This window comes from Mahella australiensis 50-1 BON, assembly GCF_000213255.1.
In the GTDB taxonomy this organism is placed as follows: Bacteria; Bacillota; Clostridia; order Mahellales; family Mahellaceae; genus Mahella; species Mahella australiensis.
This window is the reverse complement of sequence record NC_015520.1, coordinates 621,349-641,333: the sequence shown is the minus strand read 5'-3', so window position 1 is coordinate 641,333 and position 19,985 is coordinate 621,349. Positions and strand designations below refer to the sequence as shown.

General features: G+C 44.4%; 19 protein-coding genes and 3 rRNA genes. 6 read left to right on the top strand and 16 right to left on the bottom strand.

Going from position 1 to position 19,985, the window contains the following annotated elements:
• Positions 1-17: 17 nt before the first annotated feature.
• The 4 genes from argS to MAHAU_RS02970 form a co-directional block, all read right to left on the bottom strand.
• A complete protein-coding gene (argS, locus tag MAHAU_RS02985) occupies positions 18-1,715 on the bottom strand; it encodes an arginine--tRNA ligase (RefSeq protein ID WP_013780243.1) in 1,698 nt (565 codons plus the stop codon).
• Positions 1,716-1,836: 121 nt separating this feature from the next.
• Positions 1,837-1,953, bottom strand: a 5S ribosomal RNA gene (gene rrf, locus MAHAU_RS02980).
• A gap of 42 nt (positions 1,954-1,995) precedes the next feature.
• Positions 1,996-4,912: ribosomal RNA gene (locus MAHAU_RS02975) — 23S ribosomal RNA — on the bottom strand.
• Between the two features lie 141 nt (positions 4,913-5,053).
• Positions 5,054-6,592, bottom strand: a 16S ribosomal RNA gene (locus MAHAU_RS02970).
• Together the 16S, 23S and 5S rRNA genes form the textbook arrangement of a ribosomal RNA operon.
• Before the next feature lie 297 nt (positions 6,593-6,889).
• Here MAHAU_RS02970 and MAHAU_RS02965 point away from each other — a divergent pair.
• Entirely contained in the window at positions 6,890-8,005 is a 1,116-nt protein-coding gene (locus tag MAHAU_RS02965) for an ISNCY family transposase (protein ID WP_245543935.1), read from the top strand.
• Between the two features lie 632 nt (positions 8,006-8,637).
• Entirely contained in the window at positions 8,638-9,105 is a 468-nt protein-coding gene (locus MAHAU_RS02960; RefSeq protein ID WP_171804957.1) for a hypothetical protein, read from the top strand.
• A 546-nt stretch (positions 9,106-9,651) separates the two neighbouring features.
• Here MAHAU_RS02960 and MAHAU_RS02955 read toward each other — a convergent pair.
• A complete protein-coding gene (locus MAHAU_RS02955; RefSeq protein WP_148258372.1) occupies positions 9,652-10,278 on the bottom strand; it encodes a hypothetical protein in 627 nt (208 codons plus the stop codon).
• Between the two features lie 255 nt (positions 10,279-10,533).
• Here MAHAU_RS02955 and MAHAU_RS15525 point away from each other — a divergent pair, with 255 nt between their 5' ends.
• From MAHAU_RS15525 to MAHAU_RS02940, 4 genes are all read left to right on the top strand, one after another.
• Entirely contained in the window at positions 10,534-10,845 is a 312-nt protein-coding gene (locus MAHAU_RS15525) for a hypothetical protein (RefSeq protein ID WP_171804956.1), read from the top strand.
• A 319-nt stretch (positions 10,846-11,164) separates the two neighbouring features.
• The gene (locus tag MAHAU_RS02950) at positions 11,165-11,659 is read left to right on the top strand and encodes a hypothetical protein (protein WP_013780239.1); all 495 of its coding nucleotides are present in this window, start codon (positions 11,165-11,167) and stop codon (positions 11,657-11,659) included.
• A 91-nt stretch (positions 11,660-11,750) separates the two neighbouring features.
• Positions 11,751-12,080, top strand: coding sequence for a hypothetical protein (locus MAHAU_RS02945; protein ID WP_013780238.1), 330 nt, complete (start codon positions 11,751-11,753; stop codon positions 12,078-12,080).
• A 149-nt stretch (positions 12,081-12,229) separates the two neighbouring features.
• On the top strand, positions 12,230-12,589 hold the full coding sequence (locus tag MAHAU_RS02940) for a hypothetical protein (RefSeq protein WP_245543934.1): 360 nt from the start codon (positions 12,230-12,232) through the stop codon (positions 12,587-12,589).
• A 620-nt stretch (positions 12,590-13,209) separates the two neighbouring features.
• Here MAHAU_RS02940 and MAHAU_RS02935 read toward each other — a convergent pair.
• From MAHAU_RS02935 to MAHAU_RS02890, 11 genes are read right to left on the bottom strand one after another with little or no spacing between them, the layout of a single operon-like run.
• On the bottom strand, positions 13,210-13,455 hold the full coding sequence (locus MAHAU_RS02935) for a hypothetical protein (RefSeq protein ID WP_013780236.1): 246 nt from the start codon (positions 13,453-13,455) through the stop codon (positions 13,210-13,212).
• A 14-nt stretch (positions 13,456-13,469) separates the two neighbouring features.
• Positions 13,470-13,670, bottom strand: coding sequence for a hypothetical protein (locus MAHAU_RS02930; protein WP_013780235.1), 201 nt, complete (start codon positions 13,668-13,670; stop codon positions 13,470-13,472).
• A gap of 15 nt (positions 13,671-13,685) precedes the next feature.
• A complete protein-coding gene (locus MAHAU_RS02925; protein ID WP_013780234.1) occupies positions 13,686-14,450 on the bottom strand; it encodes an N-acetylmuramoyl-L-alanine amidase family protein in 765 nt (254 codons plus the stop codon).
• 6 nt (positions 14,451-14,456) lie between these two features.
• Positions 14,457-14,693 carry a hypothetical protein gene (locus MAHAU_RS02920; RefSeq protein WP_013780233.1) on the bottom strand — a complete coding sequence of 79 codons (237 nt, stop codon included), beginning with the start codon at positions 14,691-14,693 and terminating at the stop codon, positions 14,457-14,459.
• 14 nt (positions 14,694-14,707) lie between these two features.
• Positions 14,708-14,842, bottom strand: a complete 135-nt coding sequence (locus tag MAHAU_RS15305; RefSeq protein WP_013780232.1) for an XkdX family protein — start codon at positions 14,840-14,842, stop codon at positions 14,708-14,710.
• 2 nt (positions 14,843-14,844) lie between these two features.
• Entirely contained in the window at positions 14,845-15,177 is a 333-nt protein-coding gene (locus MAHAU_RS02915; RefSeq protein WP_013780231.1) for a hypothetical protein, read from the bottom strand.
• 12 nt (positions 15,178-15,189) lie between these two features.
• Positions 15,190-16,356, bottom strand: coding sequence for a Kelch repeat-containing protein (locus MAHAU_RS02910; protein ID WP_013780230.1), 1,167 nt, complete (start codon positions 16,354-16,356; stop codon positions 15,190-15,192).
• Entirely contained in the window at positions 16,340-17,401 is a 1,062-nt protein-coding gene (locus MAHAU_RS02905) for a hypothetical protein (protein WP_013780229.1), read from the bottom strand. The genes MAHAU_RS02910 and MAHAU_RS02905 overlap by 17 nt, the downstream gene beginning before the upstream one ends.
• On the bottom strand, positions 17,401-17,970 hold the full coding sequence (locus tag MAHAU_RS02900) for a putative phage tail protein (RefSeq protein WP_013780228.1): 570 nt from the start codon (positions 17,968-17,970) through the stop codon (positions 17,401-17,403). The genes MAHAU_RS02905 and MAHAU_RS02900 overlap by 1 nt, the downstream gene beginning before the upstream one ends.
• A complete protein-coding gene (locus MAHAU_RS14865) occupies positions 17,967-19,535 on the bottom strand; it encodes a baseplate J/gp47 family protein (protein ID WP_013780227.1) in 1,569 nt (522 codons plus the stop codon). Before MAHAU_RS14865 ends, MAHAU_RS02900 begins: the two co-directional genes overlap by 4 nt.
• Complete coding sequence (locus MAHAU_RS02890; RefSeq protein ID WP_013780226.1) at positions 19,535-19,984, bottom strand: DUF2634 domain-containing protein; 450 nt, start codon at positions 19,982-19,984, stop codon at positions 19,535-19,537. Before MAHAU_RS02890 ends, MAHAU_RS14865 begins: the two co-directional genes overlap by 1 nt.
• Position 19,985 lies beyond the last annotated feature (1 nt).

Here is a 19,985-nt window from a genome sequence, read left to right as displayed (position 1 = left end):
CGGCAATCTGTCAATAATCACATTTTAGCCGGTGCTTGTATGCCGAGTAGGCCCAAACCAATACGTATAACCTGAGCTGTGGCATATACCAGCGTAAGCCTTGCCCTTTGCAGCTCATCATCCTCTACTATAACCATATGGTTTTTATAGAATTTATTGAAAGCCTGCGCTATATCTATAGTATGCCGTGCCACAATAGATGGTTCATTAGCCTGGCATGCAGCTTCTATGGCTTCCGGAAAGCGAGCCAAAAGATCTATCAACTCCAGTGTCTCATCTTCTGTAAGTAGATCGCCTCCCATTTCACCGGTTATTGTTTGCGTCGCCTTTGCCAATATGCTCATAGCCCGTGCATGAGCATATTGCACATACGGACCGGTTTCTCCGTCGAAATTGAGGACTTGATCCCATGAGAATACTATATCCTTTATGCGATTATTTATGAGGTCATGGAATACAACCGCCCCAATGCCAACCTGTTTTGCTACATCCTCTTTATTTTCCAAACCCGGATTTTTCTCTTTTATTATATCGAGCGTTCTATCGACAGCCTTTTGCAACACATCTTCGAGGAAAACAACGCGTCCTTTGCGCGTAGAGAGCGTACCTTCTTCCATGCTAACCATCCCGAAAGGAACATGAAACAGCTTGTCATACCAATCAAAACCCATAAGCTCTATAACCTTAAACAATTGCCTGAAATGCAGGTCCTGTTGATAAGCTACGACATACAGGCATTTATCGAAGTCAAATGTCTCTTTGCGATATATGGCGGCTGTTATATCCCTCGTAGCATAAAGCGTGGTGCCATCGGTTTTCTTTATCATGCACGGCGGCATATCATATTGGCTTAAATCCACGACAAGTGCTCCCTGGCTCTCTGTCAACAAGCCCTTTTCCTGGAGCAATTCTACCACCCTATCCATTTTATCGTTATAAAAGCTTTCACCCGTATAATAATCAAATTTAACGCCGAGCATGTCATATATCTTATTGAATTCGCGCAAGCTCAAATCCTTAAACCAACGCCATAAGCTGAGAGCCTCCTCATCACCATCCTCCATACGTTTGAACCACATGCGTGCTTCGTCTTCCAGTGAAGGATCTTTTTCGGCTTCATCATGAAATTTCACATATATATCTAATAGGGCTCTTATAGGCTCTTTCTCCAGGTCATCTTTTATCCCCCAGTGCTTATAGGCTGTTATAAGCTTGCCGAACTGAGTGCCCCAGTCCCCAAGATGATTTATACCTATACATTTATAGCCCAAAAATTCATATATCTTATAGAGTGAATTCCCTATAACGGTAGAACGAAGATGACCTATATGAAAGGGCTTGGCTATATTGGGAGCCGAGAAATCAATGCATATGACACTTCCGTTTCCCTTATCAGATGAACCATAGCGCTCGCCTTTATTCAAAATATCTTCTAATACTGTTTGGGCAAATACAGCCCTGTTAAAAAAGAAATTAACATAAGCGCCCTTGGTTTCTATCCGTTCAATAAAATTCGGTTTTTTTATATGGTCAGCGATTTCCTGTGCAATAAGCTGAGGATTTTTCCGCATGGTTTTGGCTAACTTAAAGCACGGAAAGGCTCGGTCGCCCAATTGCCTGTCCGGCGGTATCTCCAACATATCGCTTATTTCTTGAACCGGTAAATGCGCAATGGCGCTTAATTCATCAGCCAGTTGTATATCAAAAATCATCATGTTACGCCGTTAAACGGCTCTCTCCTCCTAGCATCACATATGTATGTCTCAGTAATTATCGATTTATTATAGCATTTGCCACTGCAATAGACAAGCACATGGATGGAGAAAAATAAAAAAGACCGGGCAACGGCCTACTCTCCCAAGCGGTTTCCCGCTCAGTACCATCGGCGCTGAAGGGCTTAACTTCTGTGTTCGGAATGGGTACAGGTGTTTCCCCTTCGCTATTGTCACCCGGTCTTGTTTTGCACACTCAAAACCGCATAATGCCATCTTCCGTTGGATCAAGTCCTCGACTTATTAGTATCAGTCAGCTCAACGCATTGCTGCGCTTACACCTCTGACCTATCTACCAGTTAGTCTCTCTGGAGTCTTACTAGCTCTCGCTATGGGATATCTTATCTTGAGGTTGGCTTCACGCTTAGATGCTTTCAGCGTTTATCCTATCCGGACTTGGCTACTCAGCTATGCACCTGGCGGTACAACTGATACACCAGCGGTCCGTCCGTTCCGGTCCTCTCGTACTAGGAACAGCTCCTCTCAAATATCCTACGCCTGCGATGGATAGGGACCGAACTGTCTCACGACGTTCTGAACCCAGCTCGCGTGCCGCTTTAATGGGCGAACAGCCCAACCCTTGGGACATACTTCTGCCCCAGGATGCGACGAGCCGACATCGAGGTGCCAAACCTCCCCGTCTATGTGGACTATCGGGGGAGATCAGCCTGTTATCCCCGAGGTAGCTTTTATCCGTTGAGCGACGGCTTGCCCACGCAATGCCGCCGGATCACTAAGCCCGACTTTCGTCCCTGCTCGAGTTGTCTCTCTCGCAGTCAAGTTCCCTTCTGCCTTTGCACTCTTCGGATGATTCCCAACCATCCTGAGGAAACCTTTGGACGCCTCCGTTACTCTTTTGGAGGCGACCGCCCCAGTCAAACTGCCTACCTGACAGTGTCCCTATCCCGGTTAACGGGCCTAGGTTAGAACCTCGGTACATGAAGGGTGGTATCCCAACGGCGGCTCCACATAGGCTGGCGCCTATGCTTCTTTGCCTCCCACCTATCCTGTACATCATGTGCCAAAGTCCAATGTCAGGCTACAGTAAAGCTCTACGGGGTCTTTCTGTCCAGTCGCAGGTAACCAGCATCTTCACTGGTACTTCAATTTCACCGGGCCCCTCGTTGAGACAGCGCCCAAGTCGTTACGCCTTTCGTGCGGGTCGGAACTTACCCGACAAGGAATTTCGCTACCTTAGGACCGTTATAGTTACGGCCGCCATTGACCGGGGCTTCGGTTCTACGCTTCGCGGTCTCCCGCTTACGTTTCCCCTTAACCTTCCGGCATTGGGCAGGCGTCAGCCCCTATACCTCATCTTCCGATTTGGCAGAGACCTGTGTTTTTGCTAAACAGTCGCTTGGGCCATTTCTCTGCGACCACTCTCGTGGTACCCCTTCTCCCGAAGTTACGGGGTCATTTTGCCGAGTTCCTTAACGAGGGTTTTCCCGCGCGTCTTTGGATTCTCTCCTCGCCTACCTGTGTCGGTTTGCGGTACGGGCCCCGCAAGTCTCGATAGCAGCTTTTCTCGCCAGTGTGGATTCGCAGCCTTCCCTACTTTTTTTCGGTCCTCATCATGCTTCACCATCGACAGGTGGTCTTGCCTGCCTGCCTCGGCTTTGCATTTGAACGCGCTCTACCATCAGCGCGCTGCTGTTATCCTCCTGTGTCCCTGCTTCTCTTTTTGCGACTCTTGGGGGTACGGGATTCTTAACCCGTTGTCCATCGCCTACGCCTTTCGGCCTCGGCTTAGGTCCCGACTTACCCTGAGCGGACGAGCCTTGCTCAGGAATCCTTAGGCTTTCGACGGGGTGGATTCTCACCACCCTTTCGCTACTCATACCGGCATTCTCTCTTGTATGCGGTCCACATCGCCTCCCGGCTTATGCTTCGTCCCTGCATACATTGCTCCCCTACCCAGCGCTTCTCGCGCTGCCACCGCTTCGGTACCAGATTTAGCCCCGGACATTTTCGGCGCATATTCACTTGACCAGTGAGCTGTTACGCACTCTTTTAATGTATGGCTGCTTCTAAGCCAACATCCTGGTTGTCTGAGTAATTACACATCCTTTTACACTTAATCTGGATTTGGGGACCTTAGCGGATGGTCTGGGCTGTTTCCCTTTTGACTACGGATCTTAGCACTCGCAGTCTGACTCCCAATCTCTTAGTCCCATGGCATTCGGAGTTTGATAGGGTTCGGTAACCGTTAGGCCCCTAGCCCATTCAGTGCTCTACCTCCTTGGTCCATCGATTGAGGCTAGCCCTAAAGCTATTTCGGGGAGATCCAGCTATCTCCAGGTTCGATTGGAATTTCTCCGCTATCCACAGCTCATCCCATGCCTTTTCAACGACAACGTGGTTCGGGCCTCCACGCGATCTTACTCGCGCTTCACCCTGTCCATGGATAGGTCACCTGGTTTCGGGTCTGCTCCATGATACTTATTCGCCCTGTTCAGACTCGGTTTCCCTTCGGCTCCGGACTTATTGTCCTTAACCTCGCATCATAAAGCAACTCGCCGGTCCGTTCTACAAAAAGTACGCGGTCGAGGTTTTTATTCCTCTTCCACTGCTTGTAAACATAGGGTTTCAGGTTCTCTTTCACTCCCCTCTCGGGGTTCTTTTCACCGTTCCCTCACGGTACTATCCGCTATCGGTCACTGGGTAGTATTTAGCCTTGGGAGGTGGTCCTCCCTGATTCCCACGGGATTCTTCGTGTCCCGTGGTACTCCGGATACCGGCTGTAGTTACCAATATTTCGCCTACAGGGCTGTCACCTTCTGTGGCGCGGCTTCCCTTCCGCCTTCGGCTATATTGTTCCCTACGTCTGCCGGTCCTCTACCCCATAGCGATATCTCTATCGCTATGGTTTGGGCTCTTTCCTGTTCGCTCGCCGCTACTTGGGAAATCGATGTTTCTTTCTTTTCCTCGGGGTACTTAGATGGTTCAGTTCCCCCGGTTTCCCTTCGCATGACTATGTATTCATCATGCGATGCTGCAGCGTTACCTGCAGCGGGTTGCCCCATTCGGATATCCATGCCTCTTCGCCTGTTTGCGGCTACGCATGGCTTTTCGCAGCTTACCACGTCCTTCTTCGGCTCCCAGTGCCTGGGCATCCACCCTATGCTCTTTCTTCCTTGATCGCCCGGAAAATTGTTTTTCTCTTGCATTATGCGGTTTTCAATGTGCAATCTTGTCCCCAAGGTCATGGACCCTGGAAGCTAAACAGAATGAGTGAACTCTGGCTTTGCGTCCTTTTTTGTCGTCAAGGTCTTACTCCTTAGAAAGGAGGTGATCCAGCCGCACCTTCCGATACGGCTACCTTGTTACGACTTCACCCCAATCATCTACCCCACCTTGGACGGCTGCCTCCTTGCGGTTAGCTCACCGGCTTAAGGTGTTGTAGACTCTCATGGTGTGACGGGCGGTGTGTACAAGGCCCGGGAACGTATTCACCGCGGCATGCTGATCCGCGATTACTAGCAACTCCTTCTTCATGTGGGCGGGTTGCAGCCCACAATCTGAACTGAGACCGGTTTTTTGAGATTCCCTCTGCGTTACCGCTTCGCTCCTCTTTGTTCCGGCCATTGTAGCGCGTGTGTAGCCCAGATCATAAGGGGCATGATGATTTGACGTCATCCCCACCTTCCTCCGTGTTATCCACGGCAGTCTCGTTAGAGTGCCCACCTCTACGTGCTGGCAACTAACAATAAGGGTTGCGCTCGTTGCGGGACTTAACCCAACATCTCACGACACGAGCTGACGACAACCATGCACCACCTGTGCATATGTCTTATCTTTCGATAAGCCTCATGCATTTCTGCATAATTCATATGCATGTCAAAACCTGGTAAGGTTCTTCGCGTTGCTTCGAATTAAACCACACGCTCCGCTGCTTGTGCGGGCCCCCGTCAATTCCTTTGAGTTTCAACCTTGCGGCCGTACTCCCCAGGCGGGATACTTAATGTGTTAACTTCGGCACAGATGGCTTTGATACCACCTACACCTAGTATCCATCGTTTACAGCGTGGACTACCAGGGTATCTAATCCTGTTCGCTCCCCACGCTTTCGCGCCTCAGCGTCAGTTGCAGGCCAGAAAGCCGCCTTCGCCACCGGTGTTCTTCCTGATATCTACGCATTCCACCGCTACACCAGAAATTCCGCTTCCCTCTCCTGCACTCAAGTATCGCAGTTTCAGATGCATGCCCCGAGTTGAGCCCGGGGGTTTCACACCTGACTTGCTCTACCGCCTACACGCCCTTTACGCCCAGTAATTCCGGACAACGCTAGCCCCCTACGTATTACCGCGGCTGCTGGCACGTAGTTAGCCGGGGCTTCCTCCAGTGGTACTGTCATTTCTTTCTTCCCACTCGACAGAGGTTTACAATCCGAAGACCTTCTTCCCTCACGCGGCGTCGCTGCGTCAGGCTTTCGCCCATTGCGCAATATCCCCAACTGCTGCCTCCCGTAGGAGTCTGGGCCGTGTCTCAGTCCCAGTGTGGCCGTTCACCCTCTCAGGCCGGCTACCCATCGTCGCCTTGGTGGGCTTCTACCCTCACCAACTAGCTAATGGGCCGCGAACCCCTCCTATACCGGATTGCTCCTTTGACCCCCGCATCATGCGATGCTGTGGTCTCATGGGGTATTAGCAGTCCTTTCGGTCTGTTATCCCCCTGTACAGGGCAGGTTGTTCACGTGTTACTCACCCGTCCGCCACTAATATACTCCCATTAATCGCTTAATGTTAGTATATCCGTTCGACTTGCATGTTTTAGGCACGCCGCCAGCGTTCGTCCTGAGCCAGGATCAAACTCTCTTGTTTGTGGTAGAGTACACCTTTTATCCTTGACTCTTTGGTCCGCAAAGCGTTTTGTGTGTTCTTTCATTCTGTTCAGTTTTCAATGTCCATGCCGCTCTCGTGAGCGACTTTTATATTCTAGCAGCTTATTTACCCCTTGTCAATACCCTTTTTTCGACCTTTATGCTGCTATTATTTCTCCGCCTTCATCGGCGGCTTTATTAATATACCACTTCTCATATGTATTGTCAAATGGTAATTTTGCTCCTGTTATTATTCTATGATATTGTCATAGTAAAATTATTCTGCGATAATGTCATTATGAGAAAGGAACAGTATTTTGATACGAATTTCTCTCATTTTAGAGATTTGCTTGAGGATGATAAGGGTATTATTCTTAGTAATTCCTCGGTTTATAGAATCCTTGATAATGCCGGTATTCAAAGCCCTAGAAAGCATAGACGCCCTCGTAAGATTCATGCTAGAAGGGAACGTATGCCTCAGGCTGGCATGTTGGTGCAAATCGATTGCACCTCTTTTGAATGGATTCCTTCTGTAGGTAATATGGCTCTCCACGGTGCCATAGACGATGCCACCGGTCAGGTCCTCGCGCTCTATTTTACTGAAAACGAGTGCATGAATGGCTATTTTGAGCTCATGCGTACCATCATTGGCCAATATGGTATCCCTATATCTCTATATGCCGATAAGCATACTATATTTGCTTCTCCTAATAAGGGTAAAATCTCTATCGAGGAGCAGCTTGAGGGTAAAGTGGTAAATGAAACCCAGTTCCAAATGGCTATGAGTACATTGGGTATATCTATCATTAATGCCAGGTCCCCTCAGGCTAAGGGCCGCGTAGAGAGGCTATGGAATACTTTGCAGGATAGGCTCAGGGCAGAATTGAGGATTTATGGCATTGATTCTATGGAAAAGGCCAATGAGTTTTTGCCTAAGTTCCTGGAGAGATATAATAAAAGGTTCGCCATAGAGCCTCAAGATCCCGAGCCTGCTTTTAGAGAATTACCGCCGGATATCGACTTAGATAATATACTTTGTGTTAAGTTATCTAGAAAAGTTGATAATGGCGGCGTATTTTCTCTACACAGCCAATATTATCAAGTTGTATGTGATGATGGCAAAACCGTTGCACCTATCGTTCCTAGAGCTAAGATAACGGTTCTTACCAGCCCTAGGATAGGTATACGGGTGCAGTATGGCAATAATATATATGCTGTGAAAAAGCTCGATGAACCGCCTAAGAAAGCTCAGAAAGCTAATAAGGCAAGTTCATCGAGCACAGCTAAGCCTTATAAGCCTTCTCCCACTCATCCTTGGAAACAAGGTTGGCAGAAGGCGCCATCATATTGGTATGAGGAATCAGACAGAGAGATTTTAGAGGCTCTGTATAATTCCTCACGCGCCTGGCACTAGCCAGTATTAAGGCTTACAGCCTAATTATATAATAGCTGCGAAATGAACGTGCGTCAAGGGCAAGCGGAGCTTGTTTATTTTACCCTTTACGCACGGGAATGGAGCAGCTAGAATTTAGCAAAGCAGTAAGCCTTAAGATAGTATTATCTTTTTTGCTCATTTGGTGGTAATATATGTTCTCATATCATATTAATGTAAGTTGCTAAAGTTATATAACCAGCTTACTGTAATATAATCTATATTTAATGTTCCAATTATAGTAAATCTATGCCTCGTTATGAAATTTTCGCTGAATAAATATCAGCCATTTACTATGACATTTTCGTTGACCATTGACAACGGAAAAACAGATCGCAACATCGCTCTCTCCTCAGATAGACATTATCGCAGAATATTTCACTATGACAACATCATAGAATAATAACAATTGTAAAAGTTGGGATTGTATATATCGATGGTATATGCTATAATTCAATTATAATTTTTTTGCAAATTAGGTGGTGTGTAAATTGAAAAAGCATATAGTTGCGTTGTTAAGCATATTCCTCATAATTTCAATATGTTTTAATGCATATCAATACAGCAGACTTTTAGATGAGAGACAAAAGGCTTATGACTTGGCAGGATATCATATGAGCAATGCTGAAGCGACGTTTTCAAATGGATTGGTAGGCTTGACACAACAAAATCTTGAGGATTATATCGGAAATTTGGAAAATATAAATAATATGATAGAATACATACAGATGGCCGAGACATATTATAATGTGGCAACTCATTGCGTTTCCCAATTTCAACTTGCCGATACATCGGCGGGATTTTCGCAATCAGAATGGCTTATATCAAACGGTTATTTGAAAGACATTCGCGATTATAGGCAGTATCTCATAAGCGGGCAAGGTGGTAACTATGAGCATATAGATCAGATAACCACCGACGTAGCCGATTTGCTGACTATAGGCAAATGGTTGGAGAAACGCTATAATAGCGGCGATTTTTCAGTTTATGACGACGATGATTTCTATAAAGAGGTTTATGACAATCTTAAAAGCGAAATAAAATATGAATTTTTTAACAACTTCACGATACATCATGAATAGACTTTATATATTTGGGCTTGCAGGCTTTATTGTTTTGCTTTCAGTTCCGAAAGTTTCTTGTGCTTCCATACACACACTATCATTTGCATCAGCCCTGTTTTTAGCTTGCTTATTATAGATACTCGATATAAAATTAAAAAATCCTTCCTCATTAAATCCGAATCCCAACTACTCAAATTCCCTTGGATCGTTGCCTATTACGACCACATCGCGGCTTTCTTGAGACAGCAGGAGCATCAAATTGGAACCAATCTTTCGCAGCCTGTGATTATAATGTACATAGCTTTGTTACGCCTCCGTGTTTTGTAGACAAAGTATAGCGGGATTCATATAAAAGCTGTAAAATAGTTTAAAGAGGAGGTTGTCGTTTTACTGCTAAAGACTAAATTGTTGCTATAAGCAGTTAGATACTGTGTGTTTATATTTTATGGCGAAATTACCGTAGCTTTATTGCTTGTCATATCTGATAATACGAGTAGTTATAAGCTAGATTATCTGTCTAAGGGACAGCAAATATTTGCTGTCCCTTAAATAAACGCTAATAACTTAATGCGTCAAACTCAATTGTTTTACAATAGCATCATACTTAGAAGGATTGTTCCAGTAGTCCAAATTGTTGTTTATAGAGAAATCTCCTCTATATTCAACATCTGGTGAATCCATACTATCCCAGTACCATTCGTTAATCACTGCTTTCCCATTGGCATTTTTTACTAAAAAATATACGTTTCCTTCCATACAAATGGAACTCCCCGAATAGGTTGCAAGATTTCCCTCAACCAACGCGTAATCATCCGCAAACTCGACCTCGGTTATAAAGTAGCGGTACTTTGAGTCTGCCGAATATTTATACACATGATTTTTAACCCGATATTGCATATACGATCGCAGTAAAGCATTGTCGATATAGGGTGAGAAGTCTGCTGTATCACTATTTTTTATCGCTCTTACAAATTCGCCGCAGGCATCGCTGCAAAGAGAAGTTACAGCATCATAATCATCAAACAGCTTTAAGCCCTTTGGATTTGCGACAGTATAAATCAATTCCTTATCGCTTCCGGAAAAAGAAGAAGCGTCGTTTGGTCGGTAACGACTTGCATCATCTTTCGCACAAGCTGTTAACACAAACAATACCAACATCAAAGCTATTAATAGAATTTTTTTCATATTCACAACCATTCCTTTCTTGAGACACAAAATATCATGAAAGTATTTCTTTCAGACTTTACCCGCATTTAATGTTAATTATAATAGCCCGACATTTTTATTACACGTCTATCATATCCAGTATAAATAGTAGATTGTCTTTGATTTTTATTATACGCACCTGGGGATGTCCGTCCTGTAACAACTGCTTCAAGTGTAGCGCTAGAACCTGATAAATATGTATAACCAGTTATTTAAGAACCCGCAGGTCCTTTGGTTGTATTGGTTGTATTGGTTGTTAAGAAACTATACAAATTCACTACGCCTGACCATGATGAAGAACGATTATTTATGCTTCTAAAGTACCAACCAGTTGATGATATACCAGAATTCCCAGTATCATATATTGTTACACTTGCACTTACCCCACCATTTCCATCAGCATCAATAGTTATCACGCCAGCTGCAAATGCACGAAATGGAAAGATTATTGTTGCACAACACACAATAAAAGTTACTGTGATAAATAGAGTAATACCGTTCTCGCACCCAAGCATAAAATTAGCGGCTTGCTTAAACCCTGCAATATGCTAAAAAAATGGAGCTTTCGAAGGGACTCGAACCCTTGACCTGCTGATTACGAATCAGACCATATATATATTATCCTTTTGTACTGCGTATTGCAAAGCCCTATAAAGCTGATAGAATAGGGCTTCTTTCTTTGTCCTGCATTATATTTTTATATCACTTTTCGCTTGCTACGTTAGCAAAATGTTTGCAAACCATAGATTATACAATATGCACAAAAAAAGAATTATAAAGTTTGTGAAATATTTTTTTGAAAAAGTATTGACACGGCGTAGGGCAATGTGGTACAATATAACCAGAAAGAGAGAGGAAAGGAGCTATAAAAATGAAGCAGATAAAAATATCGGCAGATACAAAAAAGACATGGACGCGGATGCCGTGGCTGGAAGAGGTTCACGAAGAAACAGTTATACCGGCAGGCACGGAACTATTTCATGTTTCGACATATGACCAGATAGATGCATTTGCGCCGATAGAAACATGCTTCACGTATGATAGGCCATTTTTACAGGGCGAAATATACATGCTGAAAGTATCGCGGCCAGTGAAGGCTGTTGTAGTAGATGATTATGAAGTTAGGATTGATTTAGGCAGGGTCACAGATTGCGTCGATATAGAAATATATTATGTAGGGCATACAGAATTCGACAGCAGATATACGCTAGTTAATCAGGCTGGTAATATAGTAGACAGATGTATACACTATGTAGTAGAGCCAGAATTCGCCGAGCTGGGCCAGAGATGGAACGAACACGAGATACGCGCGATAGAAACTAGAGCGAAAATATACCCGCTCATGTATCACATAGAAAATAGATAGCCGTCCTGATGAGTCGCTGAAGATTGCGACGAAACCGGTCCGTGCGGACCGGTCGGCGGTAGCCAAAATATAAAAAATGGAGGTAACAAAAATGGATAGAATAACAGTATTTCTAGTAGACAACGAAGGTTTCGTTTTTCAGTATACACTGGAGAACGAGTTTGGAAGTGGTTCTTTTTATGCCGAGAACAGAAACTCTTGGTATGAAAATGAAGAGTACGAAGGCTCTCCGCTGAATCCAGATTGGGTTCGTGTAATATCTTACAATGACGGCACTTATACATTTAGGTATAAGTCGGGTACTGACTGGCTTGATAGGGACGATAGAGCATCCATACCAGGCTGTTTGGAAGGTGGAGAATTTGTTACTTTCTCGGCGGATGAAGCTGAGGAAGTAGCAAAAAAGAGAAAGGAAGAGTAAAGCCTTGCCTGCCGGTGGGCACATACACCGGTAATAAAAATGGAGGATATAAAGATGGATAAAGAAAAATTATCCGTATCAGAATTAGTGAAGAAACATTAGAGATATATCAGCGGCTCTGCGAAGAGCACGCATCGAATGTGTCGGCTATGACTAGAAAGCTTATAGCTGATTGGGTTGAGGAAGAATTACAGCGAATATTGCAGGACCTGGGCGTTATATATATTTCCAGTGCAGAGCTCGAACGAGTTCTGCCTGATGTGTACGATGACTTGTTAGAAAAGCTAGAGGCTTGGGCGGCGGATCCGTCGAACACTGCATCCGATGAGGATGTTGAGGCGTTCAAAGCCGGAGAGTATCAGGTCGAGATACTGTTCGGCGATAAGGTATCCTATACAGCCGGAAGGGATAGGCAAGAGATTGCCAATCAGCCGGCATGGGGATACGATGTCTGGGGAGACTTCCTAGAGGCTGCCACCAAAGACTGGCTACTAAAGCTAATAAAATAGAATTTACCATATATAGCCACGCCGGAGGCTTTGTATCCGGCATTTTTTATGCTTATATAGAGGCAATTTTGCCATTTCGCTTCAGACGCGCCAGAATGGCTTGTATTGAGTTGAACCGTGCCGCTAGTATGATTACATGTCCAGCATTAAAAGAAAGCCTCAAATCTAAACTGTGGCGGACGGTTTAGCGTGAATAGCAATAGAGATAGTGGACATAAAAAATCTAATAAGTGAAAAATAAAATAGCGCCTTGAGTCCTATCTTTTCAGATGCGCTGCACGCCTTGGTGCAGGTTTCGGATATCAATGGCGCTATCTTAGTTCCCTCTATAGCTAGGTACCGTATTAGGTACGCACGGCATGTAGCCGACTTTCGCATATAGAAGGCCTATATATATATTATACTATTCCATAGATTTAGTCAATAACCGAGTTTAGTAATGGACATAAAAAATAAGGCATGCTTTTGAGGGCACGCCTTGCTATAAAGGGAGTCTTGATCATGAAAGGAGGTATCTATCATGAGTAGGAGCAAGCTGGTTTACGTATTGCTATGGTGCATTACATATGCTGTAGCTTGCTTATATTATACCACATCTGCATTGGTTTTCATCATTCAAATTATTCTCCTTTTACGCCTTCAACAGTATTTTTCACTCCGCTATATAGCCCGCTAGCGGCCAAGCCTAGAGAAAGTCCAACGAATATTCCTTTCGCTATATCTCCCGGCGCAACATAAACTATTCCTATAACCACTCCGGATATAACCGCTGCCACCGCAGCAAACTTTGTAGGCAGCCCAAGCATTTTAAATAACTCGGTAATGCCGACTATCAATGGTATTATTGCCACATCATATATTTCCATTTTCTCACCTCCATTCATTTATGATAAGGACTTTCTTTATCGGCCATTTCATCGAACAGTATCTGTTGGCATTTTTGTATGTGATATAGGAATGCATCATAACGTTTAGATGCTACAAAATAATCTACATAACGTCTCCATACATCTGCAAGCATCTGTACCACTTCGCCTTCTTTGGACATATCCACCAAAGGTTTGCGCTGTTCATCGGCCATTTGAATAGCCCCCTTTTACAATAGTTGTGCCGCCCTCTTGAAAGTATCAAACCTATCTCCTTCGCCGCCGCCAACGCGTATTATGTTTTTTGCTTTTAATCCGCTAGATTTAAAGTCGCTTTCCTTCATAACCGGAGCCTTTAACTTCTGCCCAACGATTATAGCCGGCAAAGCGTCTATATCGCCATAATATACTACAATCTTATCTAACATATCATCTTCCCCCTCATCATCTTTGGTGTTTAGCTTTACGCCAAAATAGTCACATATTCCTTGAGCTATAGCCTTGCCGATAGGCTCTATATTTGACGTTATCCATGCAGCATCCTGCGGATTATCGTGAAAGGCTACTTCAATTAAGGCCGCAGGGGCAATGGTATTCTTAATCTCATATAGATGATTACCTTGCTTTACTCCTCGGTCGCTGGTCGGCGTCAATGCTGATACACGGTTATATACCGCCTGCGCCAGCTTATAACCTTCTGTTGGCTTTATCTTGCCATTATCATCATAGACAAGCAATGCATATACTTCACAACCTCTACCACCTCCGGCATTGCTGTGTATAGCAAAATGTATATCCGGCTTTTTTGCATTGCTGTCAGCCACAACCTGCTTTAGTTCCATTTCGGGTTTATTGCGGTATACTGTTATGCCGCTTTTAACGAGCAAATTGCAAACCACATCAGCAATTTTATTCATCCAATATTCTTCCGTATTGCCATTTACATACTGATTGTGCTCTTGCGTTGATGGGCTGATATATACTTTATAAGCCATGTTTTTTCACCTCCCAATATAATTTAGTATCGTAAAAAGTAAGCCCATACCGGCGATTGCCACCGGTGTGAGCCACATTAATGTTGATAATTTGCTTGCTGTATCTTCGACCTTCTGCCGAAGTCCATTATAATCTCTTATCATTGCCCGAGTTTCCGCCATCTCCTTCCGGAGGTCGGACATGTCAGCTTTCATTTGCTGGAGCATCTCGTAGATTTGTTTGTTATCATACCATTCGTCCATTGCCGCTATCCTTCCTATTGTAAATTGTAATCTTCGCCAGTAATTTCACGGTATTGTTCTGCGGTTATAACACCTTTTCTAACCGCAGTCGCCACCATTTGTTTTGACCATAGACCACGTTCATAATTCTTTTTAATTATTTCAAACATTATTACACCCCCTCATCTGGCATTGACATAATATTTTGATACTCTAGAGCAGCTGCGATACGTTCGTCTGCCGTAGGCTCAGGAGGCGGCGGATTGTTGGCTTTATACGTAATTTCCGCTATAGCCTCCTCATCAGACAAACTCTCATCTATCTGATATATACCTTTTACTGCGCCAAACTCCATAACTGCTTGAACGACATTACCATTGAGCTCAAGCAAATGCGGGAATGTGTCGACCGCTGGGAATTGCGACCGAATTGTTTCAGGCGTGGCTAATGCTCCGTTTGGGAACATATATGTTTTTGTGCCGTCAAATAATTCATATCTTACCATTATAAAACCCTCCTAATTAAAAGTTCCTGATTTAATTTTAATCCATCCAGTGAATGGAATAGTAAACTCATAATAACCAGCAGTTGATATAGTACCTTCTTTGCCATTTATGCTATATGACGAGCCGGCCGCAAGAGTAAAACCTATTGTAGTAGGCTTATAAGCATCTACAGCAGATGAAGAATTACTACCAGCATTACCGCCCCCAAACAGTGCATAATTACCTACTGAAGTAGCCGCTAAATAATACCTTGCTGCTGATAATGCTGTTGGAGTAGAACGAACTAGAGATGTATCATATGCATCTACCACAGATGAATAACTACCAGTAGTACCGCCCCCAAACAGTGCATAATTACCTACTGAAGTAGCCGCTAAATAACCTCTTGCTTGCGATAATGCTGTTGGAGTAGAACGAACTAGAGATGTATCATAAGCATCTACCACAGATGAATAACTACCAGCATTACCGCCCCCAAACAGTGCATAATTACCTACTGAAGTAGCCGCTAAATAATACCTTGCTGCTGATAATGCTGTTGGAGTAGAACGAACTAGAGATGTATCATATGCATCTACAGCAGATGAATAACTACTAGCATTACCGCCCCCAAACAGTGCATAATTACCTACTGAAGTAGCCGCTAAATAATACCTTTCTGCTGATAATGCTGTTGGAGTATAACGAACTAAAGAAGTATCATAAGCATCTACCACAGATGAATAACTACCAGTAGCACCGCCCCCAAACAGTGCATAATTACCTACTGAAGTAGCCGCTAAATAATACCTTGCTTGCGATAATGCTGTTGGAGTAGAACGAACTAGAGATGTATCATAAGCATCTACCACAGATGAATAACTACCAGTAGCACCGCCCCCAAACAGTGCATAATTACCTACTGAAGTAGCCGCTAAATAACCTCTTGCTGCTGATAATGCTGTTGGAGTAGAACGAACTAGAGATGTATCATAAGCATCTACCACAGATGAATAACTACCAGTAGTACCGCCCCCAAACAGTGCATAATTACCTACTGAAGTAGCCGCTAAATAACCTCTTGCTGCTGATAATGCAGGAACACCACTTGTACCCCATAATGTAACAGGTAACCCTGCTGTATAATTATTATATGTTAGAGTAGCTTGGTCGCCAAATAAGTCAAACCCACGCTCCATTAGCATATCCCTTGAACTTGTGATTGACACTATCGTACCAAATCTGACCATTCGTAGGACTAGATGGAGCGGAACTATTCACCTCCATTACTATTTTAGAATTATATGTTCTAGCATTAGCCTTTATGGTATTAGCGTCTTCACCATCTACCTTATCGGCATTTAGGTTAGCGTTAACGGTGCCGTTTGATATTGGTATATTGCCAGCAGCATTGCCAGAGTTTAAACCATCTAGCAAATCAGCATCCAGTCCGCTTTCTGCACCGTCTACAGTTTTGACCTGTGTCAATATATTAGCTGCTCCTATTTGAGCAGCGGTGACCACATGCGGGTTGTCCGTCCTTGTAGCATGCGCATCCACGGTGTCCTTCCTAGCAATGTCATCAGCAGCATTTGGAGCTGCTACCTTGGCTCTCCCGCTAGCGTCTCTTAAAATTATTTTATTAGCTACAGCAGCTGAAGTAGCTGAATGTGCAGTGGTTAAACCCGCATGAGTGTCTACTTTAGCCTGAGCTCCCGCTGGCGTCTCTGCTCCTATGTCTGTAGGAGTAAGCGCATCATTGCCACCCAACGCGTGAGTCGCCTTATGTGCACTGGGAGTATAGCTAACAGGCTTGCTGTCTATATCGCTCCATCTTACAGCGCCAACCTTAGCCCACACTGTACCAGTGTCCCTGTAAATGATTTGCGTATCAGTAGCTATATAAATGCGCCCAACAATACCAGATGCTGGCTTGCCATTATCTGTCCCTGCTTGGATAGAAGGTGCAGAGCCTGCATTAGCTACCGCTCCGATGTCTCCAGGAGAAACAGCCCCGACCTTTTCCCATGTGCTGCCATTGTATTTCTTAAGCGCATTAGGAGTAACGCTGGTATCAATCCAAAGGTCGCCTTCGACTGGATGCGCCGGTGCTGTTGCGCGTTGTGCTATGTTCTTTTGCGCTTGTGCGTCTATAATATCATAATTCTCGTTGAACGCCGCTCGGCTGACTGTTTCGTTACCTAGCGGTTTTTTGATACCTAATTTTGGCGTTAATTCTGGCATTATTTCAATACCTCCAATTCATCCCAAGTGATGTTCATGCCGTCCAATGTATCCCATGTCCATGCTTTATTGTCCAACTCATCCCATAAGAAATAGTTAAATTCGTATAGAATTTCTAAATGCGCCGGTACTACCGACCTAATAGCCGCCATTAAATCTCCCAAATTCGGAGGTACACCGGCTGTGTCCACAAATTGGACTATTACAGTATAATCCGGGAACCCTTCTATAATATTTATGCTCCCTTTATCGTAGGACTCTGCTACCTGTTTAACAACTGACACTGTCGCTGTACCATAGCCGCGCAGCCGGGATATGATTTTGTCGCGCCGTTCATCTTCGGGCTGGTTTGGCATTATTGGGAGGCCGACTTCTTCTTCCCATCTATCCAAGCCCCAAGTAGCCGTACGGGCAAAGAATTGATTCAGTATCTCATCTAAAGCTTTCCGAATCTTATCAAACTCCATGCCTTCTGCCTGTAGGATAGATTTCATTACTCGGCTGGTCTCATAATAATGAGGAAGATATGTTCGCATTTCCTGTCCACGGATGCTGGTTATCTCGCTCATGAAAAATTCACGCTCCCCAGCACTGCTACTTCTTGGCTGTCTATCGCAATATTAGCGACATCACCGTTTACCATCAGGTTTTGATAATCCATTATTCCCGGTGTGTCTAGGATAGCTTGACCAATGCGGACATAACGCACATCATTGTCTGATGTAAATGCTAGTGACCTGATATAGGCTGCAATATTATCGTGTACGGCGCTTTTTACGCTATTTGCATCATAACCGGGCATAATGCTCAATGTAGCTGAAACATTAATTAAGACTGCTATAGCCGGCTCTACTGTCACCCGAGCTCCTACTGGTGCTTTTCCTTCACCCGTATCCTTGGAAAATGTGCTGCGGTAAATTATTCGATCAACCCATACTACGGTGGCTGCATCACTAGTAAGACGAGTAATCCGCAGCTCAATCTGATCTTGCCCGTCCCAGTAAAACTCAACAATCTTATCTTCAAATCCCGTAGACAAATCGCTTGCTTTGCAAGTAATTACAGCATCCACAATTCCATTCGGATGTGTTTTAGCCCATGAATTAGTAGAAAAGTTCCATACGCCTATTTGGATTAAGTCAGATGTTTCATCCGCACTGTTAACCTTTATTCTTGTCCTAGCCTGCCAGATACCCGGTTTCTTGAGGATACCCATCGTATTAGTATGCGTAATCGTTCCAGCGCCAGAGGCATCATATATCATTTTTACGCTGCTGCCGATATCATCTGCCTGCGTATCGTCGATACTGACTCCATATCCTCCTAGCGTCATATCCTCAGCTTCAATTTCATTAACCCAAGGCGGTGCGATATAGTCCTGTACCGCTTTTACCAGTTCCGGCTCCGCAGGAACCTTTGTGGTGTTTATAATAGATATGCTTACTGTGCCTGGCCCATCTCGGGCAGGAACTACGGAAACCCCGCCGACGCCATGAACTTCCATTGCCCAGTTAACATAATCGGCTTTATTGCCGCTGGCTGACGGAGATCGCACTCTTTGCAGATATCGAGTTAAAAGACTTGCATCATCTTCTGTATCAAGCCCTCCAGTCGTGGCTGTTGGGTTAGTCACTGACGATACTCCGGAGATCGGCGATGATAGCATCGTTATTGCGCCTGCCGGTACATTCCCTGAAACTCCAGCTTCAACTGCCGCAATGTTTGCAAATGCTGTCCCTGCATCGTTTATCGTTGCATCTTCGATCGTTTCAAACAATATTATAGGGGATATCCCGTCGCTTGCTGTGCTAACATATGTACCTTTCGGTACTACTGTTCCAGCTGTTCCTAAAAATATAACCTGTCCGGTAGCCTTTACTGCGGGTAACCGCGTAAGGCCATGTTCGTCACATCGTAAATCAAGATAACTGCCAAATGTTGTCGTCGCAAAGCCTCGCCTCAAGACTTCTTGTACCCACAGTGCAGCAAGAGCAAGTTCTATTGCCGCAGGCGACAGTGCGTCCCATATATAGCTTCCTTCGGATTTGTCTAAATCATCCGGCAGTGCATCTAGCATCCGCCGTTTTATCTCTTCTTCAGTTTGGTCTGTTAAATAATCCGGTAGCGTTGCCACTATCCAATCACCACCTGTCCGTTAATAAGCACTGTTTCGCTGCGCGTGTTTGTTATTTCGCACGTAAAATAAACAGTATCATGATCCCAATCAAAAGTAAAATTATCAACCGACGCAGTAAGCGGATTTACCATCAACGCTTCAGTTGTAATCCTCTTGATTTCACTTTCATTGGCTTCTCTAGTTAAATGTTGCGATATTAAATCATCGAATTCCTGTCCGTAATCCCTAGAATAAACTAAATAACGGTATCTGGCTGTTGCAATAGTTTTCTGACACCATTCAACCCACGCTTCGGCTCCTGATGTTCCCATAACCTTACCTGCTGGGGTTAAAACAAAATCGCCCTTGGCAAAATCAAATTTCCAAGAGCGACCATATTCTTGCATCTGCTCTTCAGCTGCGATTTCACCAACCGTTTCCTCTTCTATCGGAAATAAATTAGGCATA

Excerpts from the sequence above, each read along its gene's own strand:
- argS (WP_013780243.1), bottom strand. The coding sequence starts at position 1,715 with ATGATGATTTTTGATATACAACTGGCTGATGAATTAAGCGCCATTGCG.
- MAHAU_RS02965 (WP_245543935.1), top strand. The coding sequence starts at position 6,890 with ATGAGAAAGGAACAGTATTTTGATACGAATTTCTCTCATTTTAGAGAT.
- MAHAU_RS02960 (WP_171804957.1), top strand. The coding sequence starts at position 8,638 with ATGAGCAATGCTGAAGCGACGTTTTCAAATGGATTGGTAGGCTTGACA.
- MAHAU_RS02950 (WP_013780239.1), top strand. The coding sequence starts at position 11,165 with ATGAAGCAGATAAAAATATCGGCAGATACAAAAAAGACATGGACGCGG.
- MAHAU_RS02945 (WP_013780238.1), top strand. The coding sequence starts at position 11,751 with ATGGATAGAATAACAGTATTTCTAGTAGACAACGAAGGTTTCGTTTTT.
- MAHAU_RS02940 (WP_245543934.1), top strand. The coding sequence starts at position 12,230 with ATGACTAGAAAGCTTATAGCTGATTGGGTTGAGGAAGAATTACAGCGA.
- MAHAU_RS02935 (WP_013780236.1), bottom strand. The coding sequence starts at position 13,455 with ATGGAAATATATGATGTGGCAATAATACCATTGATAGTCGGCATTACC.
- MAHAU_RS02930 (WP_013780235.1), bottom strand. The coding sequence starts at position 13,670 with ATGGCCGATGAACAGCGCAAACCTTTGGTGGATATGTCCAAAGAAGGC.
- MAHAU_RS02925 (WP_013780234.1), bottom strand. The coding sequence starts at position 14,450 with ATGGCTTATAAAGTATATATCAGCCCATCAACGCAAGAGCACAATCAG.
- MAHAU_RS02920 (WP_013780233.1), bottom strand. The coding sequence starts at position 14,693 with ATGGACGAATGGTATGATAACAAACAAATCTACGAGATGCTCCAGCAA.
- MAHAU_RS15305 (WP_013780232.1), bottom strand. The coding sequence starts at position 14,842 with ATGTTTGAAATAATTAAAAAGAATTATGAACGTGGTCTATGGTCAAAA.
- MAHAU_RS02915 (WP_013780231.1), bottom strand. The coding sequence starts at position 15,177 with ATGGTAAGATATGAATTATTTGACGGCACAAAAACATATATGTTCCCA.
- MAHAU_RS02910 (WP_013780230.1), bottom strand. The coding sequence starts at position 16,356 with ATGGAGCGTGGGTTTGACTTATTTGGCGACCAAGCTACTCTAACATAT.
- MAHAU_RS02905 (WP_013780229.1), bottom strand. The coding sequence starts at position 17,401 with ATGCCAGAATTAACGCCAAAATTAGGTATCAAAAAACCGCTAGGTAAC.
- MAHAU_RS02900 (WP_013780228.1), bottom strand. The coding sequence starts at position 17,970 with ATGAGCGAGATAACCAGCATCCGTGGACAGGAAATGCGAACATATCTT.
- MAHAU_RS02890 (WP_013780226.1), bottom strand. The coding sequence starts at position 19,984 with ATGCCTAATTTATTTCCGATAGAAGAGGAAACGGTTGGTGAAATCGCA.